Source organism: Plantibacter sp. lyk4-40-MEA-4 (assembly GCF_030209415.1).
GTDB classification, from domain to species: domain Bacteria; phylum Actinomycetota; class Actinomycetes; order Actinomycetales; family Microbacteriaceae; genus Plantibacter; species Plantibacter flavus_A.
Genome location: NZ_JARVSA010000004.1, coordinates 71,260 through 95,338 on the forward strand (window position 1 = coordinate 71,260; position 24,079 = coordinate 95,338).

The following is a 24,079-nucleotide window of genomic DNA, read 5'->3' on the forward strand; positions in this document are numbered from 1 at the left end:
CGGGATCCGCGAGAATGTTCCCCATGCCCCGTCATCGACTGCGTCGTCACCTGCTCACCGCCGTGATCGCGGCCACCGGTTCCCTCCTCGTCCTCACGGGCTGCGCCGGCCCGGCGACGACGCCGACCGCGGACACCGACGCGACACTCCGCGTGGGCCTCGTCCTCGAGCCCTCGGACCTGAACATCCGCACGACCTCCGGCGTCGCACTCGAACAGGTCCTCATCGACAACGTCTACCAGGGGCTGGTCTCGCGCACGTCGGACAACGAGATCGTCGACACCCTCGCCGAGCGCCACGAGGTCAGCGCCGACGGGCTCACCTACACCTTCGTCCTCCGTGACGGCGTGACCTTCCATGACGGTGCTCCGCTCACCACCGCCGACGTGGTCGACTCGCTCACGCAGGTCCAGCAGAACGAGGCGTTCGTCGACCACCTCGACCTGGAGCAGCTCCAGAGCATCACGGCGGTCGACGACCGCACCGTCCGGCTGCAGCTCAGCTCCCCCGACTCCGACCTGCTGTGGGCGCTGACGGGTCGTGCGGGGCTCATCCTCCGGGCCGGGGCGGACAACGACCTGTCGACGACGGCGAACGGCACCGGGCCGTTCACGCTCACATCGTGGAAGCAGGGCGACAGCATCACCGTCGAGCGGAACGACGACTACTGGGGTGACGCTCCGAAGGTCCAGGAGGTCGTCTTCAGCTACATCCCCGATGCGTCCTCGGCCGTCAACGCGACCCTCGCGGGCGAGGTCGACGTGCAGATCGGTCTCGACGCGAACCTGCGGGACCAGGTCGAGCGTGCCGACGGCCTGACGATCGTCGAGGGGAAGACGACCGACAAGTACACCCTCGCCTTCAACAACCAGCGCGCGCCCCTGAACGACCCCCTCGTCCGCCAAGCCCTCCGGACGGCGATCGACCACGCCGCCATCGTCGAAGCGGTCGGTGGCGCCGCGGCCCTGCAGTACGGACCGATCCCGGAGCTCGACCCCGGCTACGAGGACCTCAGCGACGTCGTGGGCTACGACCCGGACGCGGCGAAGGCGCTCCTCGCGCAGGCCGGCCAGGAGGACCTCGCGCTCACGCTCACCGTCCCGAACCACTACGGCACCGCCGCGACCAATGTCCTGGTGTCGCAGTTCAAGGCCGTCGGCGTCACCCTGACGGTCGACAGCGTCGAGTTCCCCACGTGGTTGAACGACGTCTACACCAACCACGACTACGACCTCAGTCTCGTGAACCACGTCGAGGCACGCGACATCCAGCACTGGGCGGACCCGGACTACTACTTCGGATACGACAACCCGGCGGTGCAGTCGTTGGTCGGCGAGGCGAAGGCCGCGATCGACCCGAAGGTCGCCGACGAACGACTCCGCGAAGCCGCCGCGCTGGTCTCGAAGGACCACGCCGCGGACTGGCTCTACACCGGGATCACCCTCACCGTCGTGCGCGACGGCGTCACCGGCTTCCCCACCGACTTCGTCAGCGAGCACCTCGACCTCCGGGACGTCGCCGTCACCGACTGATCGGCGGCGGGAGGCTAGTCGCGACCGGCGGCGCGCGTGGCGGAGGACACCAGGTCGTCCTTCGGCAACGCCGTGCCGTCCGTGAGGGCCTGTGTCCAGGACGCCGTCGTCGCCACGGCGGCGAAGTTCGAATCGAGCAGCGCCATGAGGGTCGTGTGCACCGTCTTCGCGTCGACGGACCCGGCCGCGTTCTCGAGGTTGATGGCTCCGGTCGCGTCGGAGAGCACCTCGACGTCGATACCGAGTTCTTCGGCGCCTGCTGCCGAGGCGATGACGCAGTTGTTGGTCATGTACCCGACGAGCGTGACGGTGTCGACGCCCTGCTCGCGCAGCCACGCCTCGAGCTCGGTCCCGGCGAAGACCGAACCGTACTGCTTCACAACGCCCTTCCAGGACGGCTGCACCCGGCGGGCGACCTCGGGGTGCAGCTCGAACGCACTCGTGTCCGGATCGAAGACCGGGGCCCCGCTGCCGGATGAGTGCTGGACGACCACGACGGGGACTCCGGCCGTCGTCGCCGCGTCGATGGCGTCCGCGATCCGCAGGATCGACTCGTCGCGCGGCGGGTACTGGATCGCGAGCGGACCGGCGAAGTACTCCTGCTGGACGTCGATCAGGATCAGGGCGCGACGGGTCGTGGTCACGGAGAACTCCTCGGTTCGGTGATGGCATCCACACGACGCCGGTTCCATCCTCCCGCGGAAGCGGACGACGCGCGCCACCGATAGTCTCGGCGCATGGGGATCAGGGGTGCGGGGATGCGTTCGGTCGGGATCAGTGCGGGACTCGCCGTGATGGTGGCGCTGTCGGCATCGGCGTGCGCGTCATCCGCGACGCCGAACGCGTCGCCGACCTCCGATGCACCGAGCACCCCGGAGTCGACCGACCTCCTCGCGTGCAGCGACCTCGCATCGCTCGACACCGTCGCCGGCGTCCTCGCTGCTGAACCGGCTGACGTCGTCGAGGCCGTGCAGCCGTCCGACGCCGTGGATCTGGCCGTCCTGACGGCGGCCGGCGGGCTCGCCTGCTCCTGGCGGGTGGGCGCCGGACAGCAGATGATCGGCGATGGAGCGGGCGACTGGGCCTACCTCTCGATCGAGATCCTGCCGGGCGCTGCCGACGACTGGGCACCGCCCTACACCGGCGACACACCGTCCGAAGACACGAGGACGATCGCCGGTGTCGAGGCGACCACCTCGTCGGGCGAGACCGGATGGCGCGTGTCCGCTCCCGTCGGCTCGGCCTGGGTCGAGCTGTCGATCACCGCCTCCGGGCTGACCTCGACCGGCAGCCGGTTCGACGGCACGCCGTCGGGCGAGGTCCTCGACAACCTCACCTCGGCGGCGGAGACCACCTTCTCGACGGTGGAGCCCGCCTCCGAGGCTCAGCTCGCCTGGCCTGCGCTCGCGCCACGCGAGGGCGACGCGAGCTGCGACGGCGGGCTGGACGAGGCCGGGATCGTCTCAGCGCTGCAGTACGGCGAGGCCACCACCACCTACACCGTCATCGACCCACGGGCCCAGCCGATCGGCGATCTGGAGGATGCGGCGAGCGCCCGCGTCGGTGCGTTCAGCTGCGAACTCTTCGCTGAGGGTTTCGGGTACACCGACATCCTGGTCGTGCGCGACGGCGCGACGATCATCGACGAGCTGGCAGCCCAGCCCGACATGGCGGCGGCCCTCGAGCCGGTCATCCTCGAGGGCGCGGTCGACGGCGAGTCGGCGTTCGTCGCGCTTCGCATGGACGGTCCGCGGTCGCCGCTCTACCTCACCGTCGGTGAGACGTTCTACGCCGTGAGTTCCGGCGACGGTGCACAGACGGTCGCGGAGGCGATCATCGCCCAGACGCGGTGACGGCCGGCAGAGCGGTCACTCGGTGTCGAAACCGCAGGTCTGGATGGTCCAGGCGATGAACGCCTGGTAGTCCGGGCGCTCTGCACGGCCTGCGACTCGGTGAACCTCGGGTCGAGTCCGGGTCGGCATGCGGCGCGAGGCCCACCTCCGGCAGGACTGGTGGAACAAGGGCGAGTGGACCGACACGGTCGTCTTCGGGCTGCTCGCGAGCGATCGCAGCTGACGCCCGTCAGCCGACCCTCCCGACGACCGCACCGCGGTCGTCGGTCCCCGTCACCGCGCGGATCCTGCGCTGGGGACGGCGTGCACGGCGGTGATGCCACGCTTCGCCAGCGAAGCGGGATCCGCCGCGGTCCGAGACGTCACGACGGTGACCGGCTCGCCCTGTTCACGCAGCTCGTGCCAACGCTCGAACACGACGCCACCCGGTGCGAGGTCGGCCCGAGCGATCGGGAGGTCGTGCTCGTCCACATCGACGACGACGCCGACCGTGCGTGCGAGCACCCGGTCCCGCGCGCTGCCGCGCGCGTCCGCGACGAGCTCGGCGAAGCGACGGCCGAGCGGCTTGACCGCGTTGTCCACGTCGAGCAGACCGAGCGAGTACTCGAGATCCTTGTAGTCGCCGAGCGACCGGGAGACGTCGTGCGAGCACCACCAGGTGATCCCATAGAGACCGGGCGAGGAGAGCGCCGCTTCCACGGTCCGGGCCGCGAACTCGGGCATCTCGGTGTCCGCCAGGTTCATCGACGGAGCACCGACCTCCTGCAGCCACACCTGACGCTCCGAGTCCGTGGCGAACGCCTTCGACAGCTCGATCATCCACTCGGCGTGGCGGACGGACTGCGGGGACAGGCCACCGTAGCGCTTCGCCGTCCCGTTGAAGATCCAGGAGTGCACGGTCGTGATGTCGCCGAGCCGCGAGGCGTGCACCGGGAGGAACGGATGCCCGTCCCGATACCAGAGGTGATCGTTCTCGCTGTGGGTGAGCAGGTGCCGGGGGTCTGGGTCGACCGGCGCCTCCAGGAGCCTGGTCAACCAGTGCGCGACCTGATCGCTGTCAGCGGGCATCGCAGCCGGGTTCGGCGGCTGGAACTGGTTGAGCTCGTTGCCGAGGGTCAGGCCGATGAGGTTCGGGCGGTCCCGCACGGCGTCGTAGACGGCGGACACGAGCGCGGCCTGCGCGTCGACGGCGGCTTCGTCGACGAACATGTTGCCGTCGTGCCAGTTGACGAGCCAGGCCGGGACGAAGTCGAACCCCGACATGTGCCCCTGGATGACGTCGACGGCGATGTCGAGTCCGAACTCGCCGGCGAGGTCGGCCACGAGCGCGACGTCGTCCAGTGCCTGGCGTCGGATGAGCGTCCGGTTCGGTTGCAGCACCGGCCAGAGCGGGAACACCCTGACGTGGTCGAGACCGAGACCGGCCAACGCCTCGAAGTCACTGCGGACGACGTCGGCGTCGATGCCCATCCACTGGAACATCCAGTCCTTGGAGGGTGTGTAGTTCGCTCCGAAGCGCGGAGTGTGGTCGGTCACGGTGTCACTCGTCCTTCTCGATGGGGGTCTGGTCCGGGGCCTGCGTCCGTGCGGTGGATTCCCGCACGATGAGTCGTCGCGCCGAGACGGTCTGCGAGGCGACCCGCTCGCCGTTCACGAGCCGCTCGAGCAGTTTCACCGCCGTCCTCGCGCTCTCCTCGACGGGAGCGTCGAGCGCGGTGATGCGGGGACGCACGAGGGTCGACACCCACGAGTCCTCCCAGGCGATGACGGAGAGCTGCTCGGGGACCCGGACGCCCAGCTCCGGCGCATGCGCGATGATCTCGGCGGCCATCGCCTCGCTGTCGACGAGCAGTGCCGTGGCCGGGCCGGAGCGTCGCAGCACGTCGGCGACGGGATCCTCGGCGGACGGTTCCCAGTGCAACACCGTCGGCGTCATACCCCGACGTTCCGCAGCCTCCACGAAGCGACGGTCTCGTTCCCTGGAGTGGACGAGGCCCGGAGAATCGCTCACGCGGGAGATCGCGCGGTGACCGAGGGCGGCGAGATGCTCCAGCACCTCCTCGTAGGCCGCATCGTCGTGCACCGTGACGGCCGGCACGAGATCGTCCACCGGCGCACCGAGGAGGACGGCCGGCGCCCCCAGCTCGCGCACCTGCAGGATCCGGGGGTCGTCGTCGCGGACGTCGACGAGCAGGAACGCGTCCACCCGCTGCTCGCTCCACCACTCGCGGTACACACGCTCCTCGTCGGTGTCCCGCACGAGCGTGAGCGACAACGACCAACCGATGGCTGCGAGGGGCTCGGTGAGACCGGCGATCAGCCGCATGAAGAAGGGGTCGCGCTCGAACGTGTCGCCGGAACGCGTCACGACGAGGCCGAGACTGCGCCCGCCGCGGCCGCTGACCTTGCGACTGGCGTAGTTCGGCCGCCAGTGCAGTTCGTCGGCCGCGCGGCGGATGCGGTCCGCCGTGGCCGTGGACACGTTCGGTCGTCCGTTGAACACGTGCGACACCGCCGACGGGGAGACCCCCGCGCGGGCGGCGACGGCGGCGATGGTCGCGCGAGCCGGTTTCTTGTCGTTCATCGTGTCCGAGAGTAGGGGCTTGACCGGATCTTGTAAAGCGGTATACATTGACCGCACGTTGATGTGTACCGCTACACAAGCGCCACGCGGAGAACACGATCACGTCCCATCCCGACGCACCGCAGCTCTCAGGAGGTCTCATGACCGATGGCATCAGCAGACGTACGTTCCTCGGCACGGTGATCGGGGGCGGCGTGATGATCCCCCTGCTCACGGGATGCGGCCCCCTCGTTCCAGCGTCCGGCATCCCCGGATCGATCTCGGTGCACACGCAGTTGAGCGGCGCCGTCTCCGGAGCCCAGGTCTTCTCCGACGTCGTGGCCGCCTACTCCCGCACGACCGACCGCGCCGTCGCCCTCTTGAAGAACGGCTCCGACCTCCCCATCGTCTTCGAGACGAGCTCGCTCGCGGGCAAGGAGGCGGACATCGCCATGGTGAACCTGCAGGGACGCACGCTCTCCTGGACCCGGCTCGGCGCCACGATCCCGGTGGAGGATCTGCTGGACGACTGGGGCCTCCGCGACAAGATCATCCCGGAGGCCCTCGAGGAGTGGACCGACGAGGACGGACACCTCCGCGCGTTCCCCTTCACCCGCACCAACTGGCCGGTGTCGTTCAACACCGGCCTGCTCGCGGAGGCGGGCGTCGAGTTGCCGACGACGTCCGACGAGCTCATCCTCGTCGCCGACGCCCTGCGGTCGAAGGGCATCGGGCCGGTCACCGTCGGAGGATCGGACTGGAGCGGGCAGAAGCTGTTCCTGCAGATCCTGCAGGGCTTCCTCACGAAGGACGAGGCCACCCGAGCGTTCTCCACCGGCAAGCTCTCCGAGTTCCCCGGAGCCGTCGCCGGCGTCGAGCACTTCGTCGAACTGCGGGATGCCGGCGTGTTCGTCGACAACGTGCAGGGGTACACCTCCGACTCGGAACTCACGCAGTTCAACACGCGGAAGGCCGCGATCGTGCCGGCGATGTCGTCCGCCCTCGCCCTCGTCCCCGCGGAGCGTGCGGCCGAGGTGACCGTCGGCGGGTGGCCGACACCCTCGCAGGGAGGCGTCGTCGACCATCCGACCGTCATCCAGAGCTACAACGGACACGGCATCTGGATCAGCGCGAACGGCGCGGAGAAGCTCGAGCTGCTGAAGCCCTTCATCCAGAACCTCTACTCCCCCGAGGTCACGAGCGAGTTCATCCTCGGCTCCGGTCGCGACATGAACCGGATCACGGACGTCGTGAGCACCGACTTCCCCCTCGTCGCGCAGGCCTCGCAGCTAACCACCGACCAGGTGACCCCGGTCATGCTGCCCGATCTGCTCATCCCCGATGCGGTCTTCGAACCGATGATCCGGGTGACCGCGATGGCCTACGGCTCCGCGAGCGCCGACCAGATCATCGACCGGTTCGAGCAGGCCTACGACGCGGCCTGAGGGCCCGAAAGGACATCATGACCGTGCTCGAAGTCAGCCCCACGACGGGACGACCCGTCTCCGCCCGACCACCTGGCGCTCGTCCGCGTCGCTCTCCGCTCCGGGAGCGCTTCCCCGGCCTCGCCCTCCCGGCGCTCATCTGGTACGCGGTCTTCATGATCGGGCCGGTCGTCGCGATCTTCGTGATCGCCTTCCTACGCTGGCCGGGGATGCTCGAGACCCCGTCGTTCGCGGGCCTGGACAACCTCAGCGTCGTCTTCGCGGACGCCACCTTCTGGGCCGCCCTCGGCAACTCGGCCGTCCAGATCGTCGTCGGACTCCCGATCATGATCGTGCTGGCCTTCCTCCTCGCCTTCTACGTCGTGCAGAAGCCCCGTGGGCACCGCGTCCTGCGGTACATCCTGTTCATCCCTGCGCTGATCTCGGCGCCGGCGACCGCCATGGTGTTCTACGCCATGCTCAACCCGGACGGACTCGTCAACGGCCTGCTCGCGCCGCTCGGCCTGGCGGGCAACGCCTGGCTGGCCGACCCGTCGACCGCGCTCGGCGCCATCATCGCCGTGGAGCTGTGGAGCGGCATCGGCTACTCGGCCGTGCTCATCGCCGCCCGTCTCGACGGCGTCGACACGGAGATCGTGCAGGCGGCCCGTGTGGACGGCGCCTCCGACTGGCGCATCGCCTGGCGCATGTACTGGCCCATCGCCCGCGACTTCATCGGCGTGGTCACCATGCTCCAGTTCCTGTCGCTGCTGTTCAACTCGGCGCAGACGGTCCTCCTCCTCACCCAGGGCGGTCCGGGCACCTCGACGATGACGCTGTCGTACCTCATCTACAGCAAGGCGTTCGTCGAGACGGACCTCGGCTACAGCCAGGCGGTCGGTGTGGTCCTGTTCGTCCTCGGGCTGCTCGGCATGTGGCTGATCCGCCGGACCCTGCGCGCCACCCACTGATCGGATCAAGGAGACTCTCATGGCATCACGCACCGTCCTCCCCCTCCGTGATCGGTTGGGGTCCCTCACGAGCGGCACCCTCGCCTGGCTGTACGCGGCGATCCTGCTCATCCCCTTCTACTACTTCATCTCGTCGTCCTTCAAGACGAACGAGGAGATCTTCGAGTCGCCGCTGGCGCTGCCGACGTCGTGGGACCTCTCGAACTTCGCCACCGCGTTCCGGCAGGCGGACCTCGGGCTCGCGATCGCGAACTCGGCGCTCACCACGGTCAGTGCACTCGTGCTCACCCTGCTGCTCGCCCTCCCCGCGGCGTTCGCGCTCGCACGGGCGCAGGGCCGGCTCGGGAAGGTCATCGAGAACGTCTTCAACCTCGGCTTCCTGATCCCCGCCTTCGCGGCGTTGTTCCCGACGTTCCTCCTCGCCGCCGCCGTCGGGCTGTTCCACACCCGCACCTTCGTCGTGCTGCTGCTCCCGGCCACCGCGCTCCCGCTGTCGATCGTGATCCTCACCGCGTTCATGCGGACCATCCCGCGCGAACTCGAGGAGGCCGCGTCCATGGACGGCGCATCCACCCTGCAGGTCCTGCGTCAGGTGTATCTCCCGATCTGCATCCCCGGCATCGCCACGGTGCTCCTGCTGAACTTCCTGTCGTTCTGGAACGCCTACCTCTATCCGCTGATCCTCATCGGCCCCGACACCGCCCAACGCACGATCCAGGTCGCGTTGCCGACGCTCAAGGTCGACGCCGGCACCGACTACGGTGTCCTCATGGCCGGAACCCTGCTCACCCTGCTTCCGGTCTACCTCGTCTACACGGTCCTCCAGAAGCAGATGCAGAAGGCGTTGGTGTCGGGAGCGGTCAAGGGATGACGCGGTCGTCGGCCGAGCTGAGCCTGCGCGAGCGGGTCGGCCAGATCAACCAGCGTCTCAAGGGGTGGGAGGCCGTCGAATGGGTCGACGGCGCCCCACGGGTCACCGACGTGCTCCGGCGCGAGGTCGACCGGTGGGGTGGGATCGGCGCGATCTACGGCGTCCTGCGTGCCGACCCGTGGTCGCAGGTGCGGTGGGAGGACGGCGTCCCACCCGAACGGAGCGCCGAGGCCTACGCGGCGGTGCAGGAGGTCGTCCGAACCCGCGGGTCCGGCCTCCCGACGCTCTTCGTCGAGGAGGTCCCGCACGGCCTCATGGCGCTCGGCGGCACCACGCTCCCGGTGAACCTCGCACTCGGTGCCGGGATGGACGTCGACCTCGTCGAAGGCCTCGGCGCCGAGGTGGCCGCCGAGGCCCGGGCGCGAGGCACGCACGTGGCGCTCGTCTCCGGGCTCGACGTGCTGCGGGATCCGCGCTGGGGTCGTGCGGAGGAGTGCTTCAGCGAGGATCCGGCGCTGGCGGCGCTGCTCGTGGAGGCGACCGTGCGGGGCATGCAGGGGCGGAACCCGCACGGGCGGCTCGCCCACGACCGCATCGCCGTGGTCGCGAAGCACCTCGCCGGGCAGGGTGCGGGCATCGGCGGCCGGAACGGATCCGGTGCTCCGATCGGACGCCGCGAGCTCGGTGAGATCCACCTGCGGCCGGCGTACGTCGCTGCTCGGGCCGGCGTGTCCGGGTTCATGGCGGCGTACAACGACATCGACGGTGTCCCGTGCAGTGCCAACGCGGACCTCCTGACCGGGGTCCTCCGCGAGGACTGGGGATGGGAGGGCATCGTCATGGCCGACGGCACGGCGGTGGACCGGTTGCGCGACAGTACGCCCGATCCGGCGAGCGCCGCGGCACTCGCCATCACAGCGGGGGTCGATCTGAGCCTGTGGGACGAGGCCTTCACGCACGTGGAGGAGGCGGTCGAACGCGGACTCCTCGATCAGGCGCTCGTGACCCGCGCCGCCGACCGGGTCCTCGCGCTGAAGCGGCGTGTCGGCCTGCTCGAGGAAGCGCAGCCGGAACACGCCGTCGCAGGTCCGGCCGAAGGTCGCTCTCCGAGGGAGTTCCTCGAACTCGCCCACCGCGCGGCGGCGCAGTCCTGCGTCCTCGTGCAGAACGATGGCGTCCTCCCGCTCTCCGCGTCCGCGGTCGTCGCCGTGATCGGCCCGAACGCCGACGATCTCGAAGCCCAGCTCGGTGACTACACGCCGCCGCGGCCGGACGACGACCCGCAGGCCTCCACCGTGCGATCCGCACTCGAGGCACGGCACGGTACGGGCCACGTGCGATACGCGCAGGGCGCCTCGCACCGTTCCCGCCTTCCCGGTGACGCCGCGGAACAGGTGGACGCGGCGCTGTCCGGGGCGGACGCCGCGGTCGTCGTGTTGGGTGGGACGAGTCGACGACGCTACGACGACGAGTTCGCCGACAACGGCGCCGTCGACGGCCCCGCTCCCGACACCACCAACGGCGAGGGTGTCGACCTCGCGCGACTCGCCCTACCCGAGTCGCAACTCGACCTCCTCCGTGCCGCTCGGGCAGCCGTCCCCGTCGTGATCGCCGTGCTGATCGACGGCCGCCCGCGCCCGCTCGAGCCAGTCGTCGCGCTGGCCGACGCACTGATCGTCGCCCCGTTCCCCGGCCCGAACGGTGGTGCGGCGATCGTCGACGTCCTCGCGACCGGCGTCGGTGGCGGGTTGCTCCCGGCGACCTTCCCCTCGGCCGACGGCGTGTGGCCCGTCGCGCACGACGAGCGTCGAGAGACGGCCCGCGGCTACGTCGACGCCCGACATCCCGTGGGCAGACTGCTCGGCAGCGGAACCCACGACGTGTCGGTCCGGCTGCGTCCCGTCCAAGCGACGCTCACCACGCAGGAGCTGCGCGAGGGAGGCACGGTCACGCTGACCGCCGACCTCGTCAACGACACCGATCGGGCGGTCTCCCTGCCGGTGGCGCTCTACGGCCGCCGCCATGAGCTCGGCATCCGTCCGCGACGTCGCAGTGTGCTCGCGGTCGAACGGGTCGAGGTCGCTGCCCGGTCGACGGCCGCAGTCGCGTTCACCCTCGGTCTCGATGGACTCGGGTCCTGGGCGGATGGTCGTCCGGTGCCCGCTCCCGCGGAGGTGGTCGCCTGGACGGCCCCGAGCCACGACCCTCCGTCCGACGCCCTCGTCGTGCGGATCACCGATGAGGAAGGAGACACCGGATGGGGACACTGACCCCCTTCACCCCGGACGCCCGCACCCGTGAGCTCCTCGCCGACGCCGCCGAGGAGGTGGGACGGGTCACCGACGGCCGCATCGGCGACCTGGTCGGCCGGGCGCTGCTCGCCACGCTCACCGAGACCGTCGGCGTCGATCCGGCGGGACGGGTGTTCGTCATCACGGGCGACATCCCGGCGATGTGGCTCCGCGACTCGACGACCCAGCTCACCCCGTATCTGCGGTTCGTCGAGCACAGCGGGCAATTGGCCGACCTCGTGGAGCAGGTGATCCGACGGCAGTTCGGGTTCATCGCCCACGACCCCTACGCGAACGCGTTCAACGACGGCCCGACCGGCGCCCACTACGACCCCGAGGACGTGTGCGAGGATCCGGCGGTCTGGGAGCAGAAGTACGAGGTCGACAGTCTCGCCTACCCGGTCACCCTCGCTCACGCGCTGTGGCGCAAGACGGGACGGACCGGATTCCTCCTCGACGCCCCGGCACCCGAGGTCCTGCGGACGGTCGTCGATCAGCTTCGCGCCGAGCAGCAGCACGACACCTCCCCGTACCGGTTCGAGCGGACGACCACCATCCCCGCGGAGACGCTGTCCCGTGGTGGCCGCGGTTCCCCCGTCGCGGAGACCGGCATGACCTGGAGTGCCTTCCGCCCGTCCGACGACGCCTGCACCTACGGGTACAACATCCCGGCCAACCTGTTCGCCGCGGAAGCACTGCTCGCGCTCGCCGAGATCGCGGCCGAGGTGCTCGACGATGCCACCCTGGCCGACGACGCCCGCGCCCTCTCCGCCGAGCTCGTCGCGGGCGTCCGGGCGCACGGGATCGTTCCCGGGCCGGGCGGGGTCCCGATCTACGCGTACGAGGTCGACGGGCTCGGGGGCAGCCTCATCATGGACGACGCGAACACGCCGTCGTTGCTCTCGCTCCCCCTGATCGCACCGACCGTCCTCGATCCGGCCGTCTGGGCGGCCACGCACGACGTCGTACTGAGTCCGGCGAACCCGTACTGGTTCGAGGGCTCGGTGTTGCGCGGCGTCGGCAGTCCGCACACCCGTGATCGGCGGGTCTGGCCCATCGCACTCGCCGTCGAAGGACTGGTGGGCACCCCGGCCGACCGACGCCGTCTGCTGCGAATGATCGCCGACACGGATGCCGGAACGGGCCGCGTGCACGAGAGCATCGACGTCGATGATCCCGCCGTCTTCTCACGCCCCTGGTTCTCCTGGGCCGAATCGATGTTCTGCGAACTCGCCCTCACCGTCGTGGACGACGAGCGATCCCGCCCGACGCGATTCGACCGACGCGGTTCGCCTGACGACTCAGCGGCGCTCCGGGTCGGTGATTAAGAGCGGGTTGTCCGTTGCAAGACGCTCCAGCACCTCGTCCGTCGTCGACCGCTTCGCCTCCTCGACATCGGTGTCGGTCAGCGCGACGGCCTGCCAGAAGGCGACCCGGCCGTTCGGCGTCTCGATGGGTTCGACCACCGGGTCGAGTCTGACGGCGAGCGTCGTGAGGGCGCCGTCGGGGTCGTCGGTCACGCCGTTCGCGAGTCGGATGCGATCCCCCAACCACAGCTCCTGCGGTCCGCTGCGCACGTACTGCGCCAGCACGACGAGCGCACGGTACGGCCATTCAGGCGGGGTCTCGTCGGTCGGTGACCGGCGCACGCGCATCGTGAGCTCGTAGCCGAAGCCACTGGTTGTCGGATCGTCGGAGTCCTTGCCCCACAGCTCCGTGAGCCCGTAGGTGACGTAGAACCAGTGGTCGGGCCCGGGGAGCGCTGAACACCCCTGCAGGGCCGAACCGAAGTGCAGTCCGGGCGAATACGCGACGTGGAACTCACGGGCCCCGGGGTAGTGCTGCGAGACCGCCTGCGTGACGGCGTCCCATCCCCGCTCGTCGAGGTCGTCGAGATCGGCTGGGACGGCCGCCGCGGCATCGGGCGCGGCGGGCGGCGTCGATGGCTGCTGGCGTTTGCGTCGGAAGAAGCCCATGCGGACGAGTGTAGGCGGGGTGTGCGTCTAGCGACCGGAGTCGGGCCGCACGATGAGGCAGGTGCTCGACGCGGTCGCGAGGACCCGTCCGTCGGCGTCGCGGAGGTCGGCCTCCACGAAGGCGGCGTTGCGACCGCCCTTCGTCACCCAGCCGTGCGCCGTCACGGTGCCGGTCTCGGCCGTCACCGGTCGCAGGAAGGACACCTTCAACTCCAGCGTCGTGTAGCCGACGCCCGCTGGGAGCGTGGAGTGCACCGCACAACCGCAGACGGAGTCGAGGACGGTCGCGAAGAAGCCGCCGTGCACCGAGCCGATGGGGTTGTAGTGCGACTCGTCCGGCTCTGCCGTCATGACGACGTCGCCCTCCTCGACGCTCGCCACCCGGAGTCCGACATGGCTGCTGATCGGTGGGTCGGCGGCCTCCCCCGCTGCCATGGCCCGCAGCTGCTCGATCCCGGAGCGCGAGAACACCGCCTTCGCGTCCCGTTCGGGCGCGCGGTACTCGATCGTCTTCGAGCGGACCTCGGACACCGGTCCGGTTGTACGTTCAGTCATCGTGGCTCCCTCGACGCGATCGGTGAGCTGATCGTATCGCTCCGGCACCGCGGCACAGCCGTTCCAGGACCGCCCGATCGGAGGTGGCTGGACATGTCGGCCTCGGCCGACCCCCTCGCACGAACCCGTGTCATCGTCCTCATCGACGGCCTGCACATCCCCGTCGTCCACCGCCGCTCGGATGAGATGGATCGAGGGCGCCGCCCATCGGTCGCGACGGCGATACAGTGAATTGGCCCGACACCGGGCGGGACACCTGGGAGGCCCGATGCCACGTTGGATCGAAGGCACGGAGCGCCACCCGCGGCTCGGCCTGCTGAGCCGGAGCCAGGGGCCGCTGGCGCTGGGGGTCGGGATCGTCACGGCGATCGTCGGCATCACCAGTCCTGCCGTCCTCCAGATCACCGAGCTCCAACTGGCCTGGGCTGTGATGGGACTCGCACTCGTCGCGACGCTCATCCTTCCGTGGGAACGGATCGCGCGCCCGTGGGCGCTCACCCTGGTCAGCGCGGACCTCGCCGTCGTCGGACTCGTGAACCACGCGGTGTCCCCCGTCCTCGGCGCCTCGATCGTGCTGCTCGCCTTCCCCGTGCTCTGGCTGTCCTACAGCTTCGGACGCCTCGGCGTCGTCCTCGCTCTCGTTGGGAGCGTGCTCGTCATCTGGCTGCCCAGCCTGCTGTACGGCGAGGGGCCCGTGAGCACGCAGGACGTGAGCGAGCTCATCGCGCTCACCACGTTGCTGGTGCTGGTCATCCTCGCCGTCGGCCTGCAGTCGCAACGGTTCGAACGCGCTCAGGCGAGCGTGCGGGCCGAGGGCCAGGCGAAAGTCGAAGCCCTGGAGCAGCAGAACCGGCTGGCCGTGATGCTCCGCTCCGTGGCCGACGAGGTGAACGTCGGACTGGTCTTCTTCGACGAACACGGCGACGAGATCCTCAACAACCGACTCGCGGTGGAACTCGCGACGCTGTCCGGCTACGACGCGTCGACCGGAGGCGCCCGTCTCATCTGGGCGGCGGACGGTGTCACCCCATTGGCGGTGGAGGCCCAACCGGTCCTGCGCGTCCTCGATGGACAGGACGTCCGAGACTTCCTCTACTGGGTGGGGCCTCCCGGCAAGCAACGAGCCCTCGTCGCGAACGGTCGAACGGTCAGCGACGCGGACGGCAGGCCGAACGGGACCCTCCTGGTCGCGCAGGACGTGACCGAGCTCACCGAGGCCGTCCGGATGCGCACCGAGTCACTGACGAGCCTGAGCCACGAACTCCGGACACCGCTCACGAGCATCCTCGGGTACCTCGACATGCTCGACGACGACGCGGGCGTCGCACCCCGGGTGCAGGCCCAGCTCGCCGTCATCCGCCGGAGCGCCGATCATCTCGGGCGTCTGGCTGAACAGTTCCTCGCAGCGAGCGCACCCCACCTGGAGATCACCGACGAACCCGTCGACCTCAGCGCGATCGTGCTGGAGGCGGCCGACGAGCGACGACGGCTCGGCCTGCCCGACGCCGTGGAGCTGCGCACCGCTGCCGTGCCGACGCTGCAGTTCGTCGGGGATCGAGCACGTCTCCGGGAGTTGCTCGCGATCATGCTCGACAACGCGGTGACCTACACCCGCGCCGGCGAGATCTTCCTGAGCGTGCGCTCGGACGGCGTGGATGCGATCATCCGCGTCACCGACACGGGGATCGGCATCCCGGCGGACGAACTCACCCGGGTCTTCGAACGGTTCCACCGAGCCGGGAACGTGCGCGAGGAGACGATCCGCGGCTCGGGCCTCGGGCTCACCATCGCCAGATCCATCGCGCAGGCGCACCGCGGCACGATCGAGGCCTTCGCCACCGGAGACCCCGGAACGACCTTCATCGTCCGACTCCCGCTGGCCCGCCGGAACCGCTCGGCCGGCTGACACCGCCGACGAGGCGTCTCAGTCGCCGAGGCAACCGGGTCGAGGAAGGGTCACCACCAGAAGGGCGCTTGCGTCACGTAGGGCGATTCGAGCCTGGCGACCTCGTCGTCCGTCAGCTGCACGTCGAGCGCGGCGGCGGCATCCGTGAGGTGTGCCGGTTTGGTGGCACCGATGATGGGAGCTGCGACCGTCGGGTTCCGCAGGACCCAGGCGAGTGCGACCTGCGCCATCGGGATGCCTCGCTCGACGGCGATCTCCTCGACGGCGTCGATGATCGGGCCGTCGGCGTCCGTGTCGAACGCCTTCGCCACCTCGTCGATGTTCGAGCGGTCCGTGGCTGCACCGCGCGGCCGGGCGAGCCGTCCTTTACCGTTCGGCGAGTACGGCGTGAGGCCGACGCCGGTGTCCGCGCACATCGGGATCATCTCCCGTTCCTCTTCGCGTTTCAGCAGGTTGTACTGGTTCTCCATCGCGACGAAAGGTGTCAGCCCGTGGACCGCTGCGGCCGTCTGCAGCTTCGCGAACTGCCAGGCGTACATGGAGGAGGCGCCGAGGTAGCGCACCTTCCCCGCTCGGACGATGTCGTCGAGCGCCTGCATCGTCTCCTCGACCGGGGTCTCCTCGTCGACGCCGCGGCGTCAACTATCGGCGCCACGGCTCTTGGTGACGATGTGGGCCGGAGCCAGATCGAGCACGGCCGCCAGCTGACCCCTCTCGAACTTCAGTCAACAGCCCCTTGACGTGGACATTCTCGACTGGAGCCGACTGCCTAGCACTGCTTTCTGACACAGATCTTCCGCACCAGACGGCGGAGGGAGACGCGACGGATCGTGCGATCCGTGCATCTGGGGCGCCAGATAGCCACGACTTCACAACCGGCCAAGACTTGCTTCCGGTCATGTGCGCTGGACCCGTGTCCGTACGGGTCCGGAGCTTCGCGTCTGCCACCAGACCCACGCGGTGAGGGCGATGTGCAGGGTACAGGGGAGCAGCATGATGGCCGATCCGACGCCGTTTGAGCGGTCGTTCGCGGCGGTGAAGTCGGCATGAAGTACAAGAAGAATGAGGAACCCAAGGGTGTTGTTCACCGCGTGGATGACAATACCTATCTCTAGTCCACCGCTCCTCCACGTGATGACCGCGAGGGTGGATGCGAAGACGACGTAGTAGAGGTTCACCCAGGGATCGGTGGAGAAGTGAACGACGGCAAAGACGACACTGGAGACCAGGATGCCGATGAGAAGGGCCGTTCGCGGACCTTTTGCCCAGCTTGCTGCGATCCGGAAGACCAGGCCACGGTACCCGTACTCTTCGCCGGCGGCCTGAAGCGGCGTCAGGAGAAGGGTGACGAGGAAAATCGATGCCAAGCTGGCGGTTGACCACGTGGTAGTGGCATTGTCCATCACAAGGTTGGAAATGACGAGGTTGATCGTCCAGAGCGGGACGACGACAAGCATGGCCTTGCCGAAAACCGCGGTGCGGAACACGTTCAGCACGGAGGTCAACGATGCGGCTCGAACCCCGTAAAGCCACCGCTGTAGGAACATGCTCCACGGAATCGACAGCGCGATCGGGAGCATCGCTGCGACCTGAATGCTCGCGGTATACCCACTCAGTCCGAGAGCGGCGTCGAGTCGGAACGCGATCTGCACCGCCCCGAGCGTCATGCCGAACATCCCCCCGACCAGCAGGATGATCGCAATGATGCCACGCCCGATACGACGCTGGTCACCGGCGAGGACGCGCTGATATTCCACACCGGGTGGGACTGGGCGAGGTTCAAACCGCGAGGGTTTCGTCGGCGAGCCTAAGGCGCTCGATGTGGTGGCTGGGGAGTGAGTCATCATTCCGTCTGTTCTCGTTTGATTGTGGATCGGAGAGATGGTCGGAGGTCCCGGGGGGCTCGTGCGGTCCGCGCTTCTTTGGACTCGATCGTGTCGCCGTTGATGCGAATTGAGATGGTTGGTGGAAGCGCGAGTGCGCTGGGAGACGGCGAACTCTTCGGTTGACTTGCACTCATACCGTCACCCGGCGAAATTGCCCGAGGAGGCTGGCTCCCGGCACCCCGTAGCGCCGAATGTAGCGCCGCAACCGCAGGCGGCCTGCTGATTCTCGCGGTGGCCGGGTGGCTGAAGGCGCAACGGGGCTTTTCCGGGCGCGGCGTGCAAGCAGCATCTCGCGCACGCGAGTTCCGAAGACCACGATGAAGGCGACGCAGAGAAAGTTTCCGGTCGCCGCGGCCAACCCGGCGATCACTGGGTGCATGCCCGACCATACTCCGATCAGGGAGGCGAATTCGCCTTCCACAAACGGAATAGTGCCGGCCACCGCGATGATCACGGGCTGCAGTAGGCCTGGAACGTGGGTGGCTAGTCCCTGGAGCAGGGTAAGCAGGTTATCGAATACGTTCACAAGGGCCTTCGTCGAAGAGTGAGATGAACTGGACGTCGTCAGTTCCGAGTTAACGGGGTGCCCTTGGGGCAAGGTCAAGTCAGCGATCCGTGAGTGACGTCTGGCACTCCTGCCGCAGGTTGCGTGTATCGCCGACTTGTGGAACTGGTGTGCACTGGTGGTGTCTGGCAGCTCGCCAGTTGTCACGCGCGGAGCGGGACTGTTTTGGCGCGGTTGTTACGGCGTCCTCGTCACACCGGCGGCTCGAACGGGTCCGGCTGGTGTCGGAGGATGCATCCTGGGAGGTCGTATCGCTCGTGGACTACGACGTTTCACGGAGGCTCGTACCGAGCGGAGCCTCTTCAGGTCGTTGCTGCCGTGGTGACGTGCTCTGTCGCTCACCACAGCGGTTCTTCTGGCAGGCGGTCCCAGTCCAGCTCCGCGGGATTGACCTCGGCCGGCTCGAGCTCGAGCGATGTGACCTGGCCGCCGCTCTCGAAGATGATGCGATGCGCGGGCCCTCCGAGGGCGACTGTCGCAACCGCCGTATCTAGCGTGACGCGTAGAACTCGCACCAGAGAGCCGCTGACGTGCAAGATACCGTCGTCTTCCACCGCGAGAGGCGATTGCAACGCGCGAATCGCAGCCACGGGCCCCAGACGCCAAGTCGCCGGGGCCTCGGCCACCGCCGATACCATCTTTCCTGGGCGGCCTCCCCACGCGGTCTCGTCAACCTCGATCAGCGAGAAACCCGGCCGGTAACCAAGGGAGCGGTTTCGACCGAGAACAAGGAGGCCTCTCAACTCACCGCTGGTCACGCTCTCCCCCAGCCTCGCGGTCCAGGACTTCTTATCTTCCGTCGCGACATCTGCCGGGTCTACACGATCCAGGGTCAACGTGTATCTGAAGGTCCCGCTTTCAAGCATCGCCTGCAGTTCAAACTCCAGGCTTTGATTGGGGGGCGAATCCGAGCGAGCTCCGGGGTGATCGAGAGCGCGGGGCCCGTTAGGGGCCGTGGCGGCCGCTGAATTGTGGTTCGTGTCGTCAGTGTTGTGCATGTTGTGAGTGTCGGACGTGCCCCAGGGGCAGGGTCAATCGTCGTCGCGATCTCAGTGGGGTTTCTCAGCCGAGCTGACCGGCAGGCTACTGAGCGGAACGACGCGATTGCGCCTTTTCAATTCGACCTTCGACATACAGCCGAGACAGAATCGCGATCGCGCCTACCGCGGTCCCGATCCAGGACACCCAACCGTGGTCCATCATGAAGTTCGTGATCGGGTCGGGGAGGAAGCGCAGCACGTTCGGGTTGCTGTTGTGCAGGGTGAAGGAGACGGCGATCAGGATTCCGAGACCCGCGAGGACGGCGAGGGCGGCACTCAATTTCTTCATGGATCGAGAGGACACCGTGCCCTTGGGGCCGAGTCAAGTCATCCGTTCGCTTGACTCTGCCCCTGGGGCATCTGCTGGTATTGAGATCGAAGACGGAGGAGAACCGCATGGCGTGGAGCACGCAGCAGCTGGCCGATCTGGCCGGCACGACGGTGAAAACGGTCCGGCACTACCATCAGGTCGGGCTCCTCGATGAGCCGGAGCGCGCGCGCAATGGCTACAAGCAGTATCAGACCTCCCACCTGGTGCGGCTCCTGCAGGTCAAGAGGATGAGCGATCTCGGCATCTCCCTCGCGCAGATCCGCGCGCTGGCCACGAGCACGCTCGACACGGACGCGTCCATCGCCGTCCTCGATGCCGAACTCGAGGCGAGCATCGAACGGCTGCAGCGCGTGCGCGCGGAACTCGCCCTCCTCCTGCGATACCGCGCGCCGCTCGACACGCCCACGCCGTTCGCGCACTCCGCCGACGGCCTCCCGGAGCACTATCGCGGGTTGCTCACCGTGTACTCCCGCGTCCTGAACGAGACGGCGCTCCACGACACGGGCGACCTCCTGAACGAGCCGGATGAGGCGAGCGAACCGTTCGAATCCCTCACCGACGAGTCGGACGACAGGGCCGTCGACGATGTCGCACAGCTCCTCGCGGTGTCGATGGCGGCCCACCGGGAACGGTTCCCGTGGGCTGCTGATCTGCGATCGGCTCAGCGGACGAAGGGCAATCTCGCGCAGGAGGCACTCTCCTCTGCGGTCGTCGATGCCTTCAACCACGGCCAGCTGCGCGCTCTCGCGCGCGCGAACGAGATCGTCCGAAAGGCTGGCGCGGCAGACGATCAAACGGTGTGATGGATCATCGCCCGGCGCTGCGCGCTTGACCCTGCCCCGAGGGCACGGTATCCAATGACGTCCATGAAGAACAACACCGTGAAAATGGAAGCCCGGCCCGACACTGAACGTCGACCGCAGTGGACCGAGCTGATCATCGCGCTGGTAGTCGCCGTGCTGGTCTATGGCGTCGGCATCGTGCTGCTGGGGCTCTTCCCCGCGCCGACCCCGGCATTGGAGGGCCTTGTCGGACTCGTGTTCTCGGGTGCAGCGCCGATCCTCGTGTTCGCGATCGTCGTCCTCTCCCGTATTCGTAAGCTCCCCGCCTTCGGAGTTCGCCGGGTGAGCCCGCGATGGCTCCTGATCGCCGTACTTCTGGCGGCCGCGTGCTTCGCAGTCATCTTCACGTTCGACACGGTGATCCAGCACCTCTTCCCTGGTGTGGATGACTCTCAAGACATCCTGCGTGCGGCGGCGTCCGGCGGAATCCTCGCGCTCGTGGGAACCATCTTCTTCGGAGCTGTCCTGACGCCGCTGGGTGAAGAGCTGTTGTTCCGCGGGATCCTGACCCGTTTCTTCGAGCGTTGGGGTGGCGGGGTCGCCATCGTGGTGAGCGCGCTGATCTTCGCCGTCTGGCACGGCATCAACCTCGTGTTCCCGTCAGCTCTCCTCGTCGGCCTGGTCAACGGGTGGCTCATGGTTCGTACCAAGTCGATCTGGCCCGGCGTCGTACTGCACATCGTCTACAACTCCGCCTTCCTGACCCTCTACTCGTTCAGCTGACCTAAATCCGCAGGAGAAGTACACGGTCCGTCGACCATCATCAAGCGAAGCGACGGGATGAGAGCACGCAAGGCTCATGAGTGCCGCGAAAGGAACGACCATGACAAGTAGAGCGATGAAGAAGATGCCGGCATTCGCGGTGCTGGCGGTGACCGCGGTGCTAGCAACGGCGGGTTGCAGCGGCATCTCGGATGGGGGCGCTCCCCCGCAAAGCGATCGAACCGCTTCTCCACGTCCCCAGACCAGTGCTGAGATCGCCGCCAAGATAGGCAGGATCGAAGGGGAGTTCGCCGTCACGGTCGGCGCCGTCGCCATCGGAGAGAGCGGACAGGTCGTCGAATACAACGGCGAGGCGCGGATGCCCTACGCGTCGACGATGAAGGTTTTCGTCGCTGCTGCCCTGCTGGCTTCCACGCCAGTCGAAGAGCGCGAGACGATCGTCCGTTGGACGCAGGCCCAGCTCGATGTAGCAGGATACTCGCCGCTCACTTCCGAGCACCTCGACGACGGGCTCACCCTGGATGCGCTGGCGGAAGCTGCTGTGCGCGACAGCGACAACACAGCCGCCAACCTCGTGATGGAGTCGTTGGACGGCCCATCAGGTGTCCAGGATTTCCTCCGCGCGCTGGGAGACCCGACGACCGTCGTCACTGAGTATGAGCCCGAGCTCAACGCCATCGTCCCCGGAAGTGACCAGAACACCAGCACGCCATTGGCTCTCGCGACGAATCTGAAGACCATCTTCGAAGGTGACGCGCTCGAGCAGGGCTCTCGTGAGACGCTCCTGGACTGGATGACCGGCAACGCGACCGGTGACGCCCTCATCCGTGCTGCGGCGCCTTCGGGGTGGACCGTCGCCGACAAGTCCGGAGGGGCCGGAGGCGTGCGCAACGACGTCGCCGTGGTGACCACCGAATCAGGTGAGCAGATCTACATCGCGATACTCACGGCCACGAAGGATCCCGCCGCTGCCTACACCGATGAGGTCGTCGAGCGCGTTGCACGCGACTTACTCGCCGAGTTCTAGAAGGGTCCCGTGGAGCTATTCGCGGACACGAATACAGACACCTCGCAACCGAGCACCATCGTCCTCGAAAGGGATGAGGCGCGCGCGCAACAGATTGAATCGATCATGGAACAACAGCCCCCTCGACAGTCACTGACCTCGCACCGCTGGGCACTCATCGACAGCATCCGGGGGTTCGCGCTCGCGGGAATCCTGCTCGTGAACAGTGTCGATATCACCGAGGTGGGCTCCCGCCTGGCCACTGCGGGTCAGCTTCGTGAACCGGAGCCGACACGCGTGATCCTCGATCTCTTCGTGCAGACACGATTCGTTCCGATCTTCGCGTTCCTCTTCGGTATGAGTTTCCGGTTCGTACTGGATTCCGCCCGACGTCGCACCGGATCCCATCGCCCCTGGGCGATGACGCTACGGCGGATGCTCTGCCTGATTCTGATCGGCGCTGCCCTCGCGCTCATCTACCCCGACAACATCCTGTTCGAGTACGGGATCATCGGCCTCGTCGCGCTGCCGGTCATCCTGCTGGCACCTCCTATCGCGGTAACTGTTCTGGGTGGCGTGGCGACGATAGCGGCTCTCGTGTTCCTCGGAAGCGGCACCCCGACACTTCTCGGCCTGATACTCCTCGGCTCCGGTTGCGCAGCGTTCGGGCTCCCGCGAGCACTCGAGAACGGCGGACGTGCCATCGTCCTGCCTTTCGCTATTCTGCTCTCACTGGCGGTGCCCGCACTGCTCTGGCAGTCGACCGAGCCCTGGGATCCCCGCTTCACCATCGGCGGAGCCTTCGGCATCATCTTCGCCGGGCTCTACGTCACCGGATTCGCGCTGCTGTGGCGCACCCGCCTTCGCAGACCTCTGGCCGCTGTCTTCGATCCCCTCGGCAGGATGGCACTGAGCAACTACGTGGGTGCCGCAGCGATCTTCTTCCTCCTCTCCCGCCTCATCGACTTCCCCGCCATGCCCAGCATCCTGCCCGTGGTTCTCGCCAGTCTCGCCGTCATCGCAATCCAGTCGACCTTCTCGCGCCTGTGGTTGCGCACGCACTCGTACGGACCCATCGAGTGGGTCTGGCGAGCCGGCACCTGGTGGAAACGCCCTGGAAGCAGACGACAACAGGAAGGCACTACCGCACAACCAGCATCCTGAGCCACCGCCCCGAGAAGCAGACAATCTCAACCCACACGCCCACGTTCAAGGAAAGACCAAGACGGCACGATCGAAACGCACGCTCCCCCTGCCCGAAAAGACAGCTACCGCACTGCGCGTTCGTGCGAGCATTCAGCAAGCCGACCTCCGAGCAGCAGGTGAGGGGTGGGCGGAGACCGGTCTCGTCTTCACCACGACTCTTGGTACGCCCATCGAACCGAGCAACCTGCGGCGCACCTTCGACAAAGACATCGCGGCAGCGGGCGTCCGCCGGATCCGCTTCCACGACATGCGTCACACCTGTGCGTCGCTGCTGCTCGCGCAGGGAGTGCAGATGCGAGTCGTCATGGAAGTGCTCGGCCACTCCAATATGGCCATCACATCAGACATCTATTCACACGTTGCGCCCACCACGCTCCGGAGCGCGTCGGAGGCCATGAACAGTGCGCTCGACGTCAACGATTCGGGGCTGAAGTGAGCGTCCCGGTCCACCGTGGTCCGCTCCGATCCACCGCCGTTGCTGTACGCGTTGCTGTACGCGTTGCGGTACAGGACACCGAATCCCTCACCTGTCCCGCAG

Annotated in this window: 22 protein-coding genes and 1 pseudogene; 13 read left to right on the top strand and 10 right to left on the bottom strand. The window is 67.8% G+C overall.

The features are described 5' to 3' along the window. Positions 1–23 precede the first annotated feature (23 nt). Complete coding sequence (locus QRN44_RS08535) at positions 24–1,532, top strand: ABC transporter substrate-binding protein (RefSeq protein WP_285038865.1); 1,509 nt, start codon at positions 24–26, stop codon at positions 1,530–1,532. Between the two features lie 14 nt (positions 1,533–1,546). Here QRN44_RS08535 and QRN44_RS08540 read toward each other — a convergent pair whose 3' ends face one another. Next, complete coding sequence (locus tag QRN44_RS08540; protein ID WP_175117576.1) at positions 1,547–2,176, bottom strand: isochorismatase family protein; 630 nt, start codon at positions 2,174–2,176, stop codon at positions 1,547–1,549. Between the two features lie 93 nt (positions 2,177–2,269). Between QRN44_RS08540 and QRN44_RS08545 the strand changes: the two genes are divergently transcribed. Beyond that, the gene (locus QRN44_RS08545; protein ID WP_285038866.1) at positions 2,270–3,385 is read left to right on the top strand and encodes a hypothetical protein; all 1,116 of its coding nucleotides are present in this window, start codon (positions 2,270–2,272) and stop codon (positions 3,383–3,385) included. Positions 3,386–3,658: 273 nt separating this feature from the next. On the opposite strand, the gene QRN44_RS08550 is transcribed toward QRN44_RS08545, so the two are convergent. Both QRN44_RS08550 and QRN44_RS08555 read right to left on the bottom strand, forming a co-directional pair. Beyond that, a complete protein-coding gene (locus tag QRN44_RS08550) occupies positions 3,659–4,921 on the bottom strand; it encodes a glycoside hydrolase 5 family protein (RefSeq protein WP_285038867.1) in 1,263 nt (420 codons plus the stop codon). Positions 4,922–4,925: 4 nt separating this feature from the next. Continuing rightward, positions 4,926–5,969 carry a LacI family DNA-binding transcriptional regulator gene (locus tag QRN44_RS08555; RefSeq protein ID WP_285038868.1) on the bottom strand — a complete coding sequence of 348 codons (1,044 nt, stop codon included), beginning with the start codon at positions 5,967–5,969 and terminating at the stop codon, positions 4,926–4,928. A 140-nt stretch (positions 5,970–6,109) separates the two neighbouring features. On the opposite strand from QRN44_RS08555, the gene QRN44_RS08560 reads away from it, so the two are divergent. Genes QRN44_RS08560 through QRN44_RS08580 form a run of 5 tightly spaced genes read left to right on the top strand, consistent with a single transcriptional unit; the run spans position 6,110 to position 12,833 of the window. Continuing rightward, positions 6,110–7,393: an ABC transporter substrate-binding protein gene (locus QRN44_RS08560; protein ID WP_285038869.1), complete on the top strand. Its 1,284-nt coding sequence runs from the start codon at positions 6,110–6,112 to the stop codon at positions 7,391–7,393. 17 nt (positions 7,394–7,410) lie between these two features. Then, positions 7,411–8,343: a carbohydrate ABC transporter permease gene (locus tag QRN44_RS08565; protein WP_285038870.1), complete on the top strand. Its 933-nt coding sequence runs from the start codon at positions 7,411–7,413 to the stop codon at positions 8,341–8,343. Between the two features lie 19 nt (positions 8,344–8,362). Then, complete coding sequence (locus tag QRN44_RS08570; RefSeq protein ID WP_064294677.1) at positions 8,363–9,214, top strand: carbohydrate ABC transporter permease; 852 nt, start codon at positions 8,363–8,365, stop codon at positions 9,212–9,214. Next, on the top strand, positions 9,211–11,484 hold the full coding sequence (locus tag QRN44_RS08575; protein WP_285038871.1) for a glycoside hydrolase family 3 N-terminal domain-containing protein: 2,274 nt from the start codon (positions 9,211–9,213) through the stop codon (positions 11,482–11,484). The genes QRN44_RS08570 and QRN44_RS08575 overlap by 4 nt, the downstream gene beginning before the upstream one ends. After that, positions 11,472–12,833: a glycoside hydrolase family 125 protein gene (locus tag QRN44_RS08580; RefSeq protein ID WP_285038872.1), complete on the top strand. Its 1,362-nt coding sequence runs from the start codon at positions 11,472–11,474 to the stop codon at positions 12,831–12,833. Before QRN44_RS08575 ends, QRN44_RS08580 begins: the two co-directional genes overlap by 13 nt. Here the strand turns inward: QRN44_RS08580 and QRN44_RS08585 are convergent. Further along, complete coding sequence (locus QRN44_RS08585) at positions 12,807–13,481, bottom strand: suppressor of fused domain protein (RefSeq protein ID WP_285038873.1); 675 nt, start codon at positions 13,479–13,481, stop codon at positions 12,807–12,809. The two genes, QRN44_RS08580 and QRN44_RS08585, sit on opposite strands and share 27 nt — an antisense overlap. Positions 13,482–13,508: 27 nt before the next feature. Continuing rightward, the gene (locus tag QRN44_RS08590; protein WP_285038874.1) at positions 13,509–14,036 is read right to left on the bottom strand and encodes a PaaI family thioesterase; all 528 of its coding nucleotides are present in this window, start codon (positions 14,034–14,036) and stop codon (positions 13,509–13,511) included. A gap of 268 nt (positions 14,037–14,304) precedes the next feature. Here QRN44_RS08590 and QRN44_RS08595 point away from each other — a divergent pair, with 268 nt between their 5' ends. Beyond that, positions 14,305–15,942, top strand: coding sequence for an ATP-binding protein (locus QRN44_RS08595; RefSeq protein ID WP_285038875.1), 1,638 nt, complete (start codon positions 14,305–14,307; stop codon positions 15,940–15,942). Positions 15,943–15,992: 50 nt separating this feature from the next. Here the strand turns inward: QRN44_RS08595 and QRN44_RS08600 are convergent. The 5 genes and pseudogenes from QRN44_RS08600 to QRN44_RS08620 all read right to left on the bottom strand — a co-directional run. Then, positions 15,993–16,559 (bottom strand): annotated as a pseudogene (locus tag QRN44_RS08600) (aldo/keto reductase); the annotation flags it as partial. Positions 16,560–16,838: 279 nt separating this feature from the next. Then, positions 16,839–17,699 (bottom strand): CPBP family intramembrane glutamic endopeptidase, encoded by an 861-nt coding sequence (locus QRN44_RS08605; protein ID WP_285038876.1) that lies wholly within the window; start codon positions 17,697–17,699, stop codon positions 16,839–16,841. Between the two features lie 259 nt (positions 17,700–17,958). Then, positions 17,959–18,354: a hypothetical protein gene (locus tag QRN44_RS08610; protein ID WP_285038877.1), complete on the bottom strand. Its 396-nt coding sequence runs from the start codon at positions 18,352–18,354 to the stop codon at positions 17,959–17,961. Between the two features lie 377 nt (positions 18,355–18,731). Beyond that, positions 18,732–19,391, bottom strand: a complete 660-nt coding sequence (locus tag QRN44_RS08615) for a hypothetical protein (protein ID WP_285038878.1) — start codon at positions 19,389–19,391, stop codon at positions 18,732–18,734. An 85-nt stretch (positions 19,392–19,476) separates the two neighbouring features. Beyond that, complete coding sequence (locus QRN44_RS08620; RefSeq protein WP_285038879.1) at positions 19,477–19,722, bottom strand: hypothetical protein; 246 nt, start codon at positions 19,720–19,722, stop codon at positions 19,477–19,479. A gap of 107 nt (positions 19,723–19,829) precedes the next feature. Between QRN44_RS08620 and QRN44_RS08625 the strand changes: the two genes are divergently transcribed. From QRN44_RS08625 to QRN44_RS08645, 5 genes are all read left to right on the top strand, one after another. Beyond that, the gene (locus QRN44_RS08625) at positions 19,830–20,567 is read left to right on the top strand and encodes a MerR family transcriptional regulator (protein WP_285038880.1); all 738 of its coding nucleotides are present in this window, start codon (positions 19,830–19,832) and stop codon (positions 20,565–20,567) included. Positions 20,568–20,630: 63 nt separating this feature from the next. Further along, on the top strand, positions 20,631–21,329 hold the full coding sequence (locus tag QRN44_RS08630) for a CPBP family intramembrane glutamic endopeptidase (RefSeq protein WP_285038881.1): 699 nt from the start codon (positions 20,631–20,633) through the stop codon (positions 21,327–21,329). Positions 21,330–21,444: 115 nt separating this feature from the next. Then, positions 21,445–22,356, top strand: coding sequence for a class A beta-lactamase (bla, locus tag QRN44_RS08635; RefSeq protein ID WP_285038882.1), 912 nt, complete (start codon positions 21,445–21,447; stop codon positions 22,354–22,356). A 9-nt stretch (positions 22,357–22,365) separates the two neighbouring features. Continuing rightward, positions 22,366–23,499: a DUF418 domain-containing protein gene (locus QRN44_RS08640; RefSeq protein WP_285038883.1), complete on the top strand. Its 1,134-nt coding sequence runs from the start codon at positions 22,366–22,368 to the stop codon at positions 23,497–23,499. Next, a complete protein-coding gene (locus tag QRN44_RS08645; protein ID WP_285039043.1) occupies positions 23,450–23,977 on the top strand; it encodes a tyrosine-type recombinase/integrase in 528 nt (175 codons plus the stop codon). The genes QRN44_RS08640 and QRN44_RS08645 overlap by 50 nt, the downstream gene beginning before the upstream one ends. Positions 23,978–24,079 lie beyond the last annotated feature (102 nt).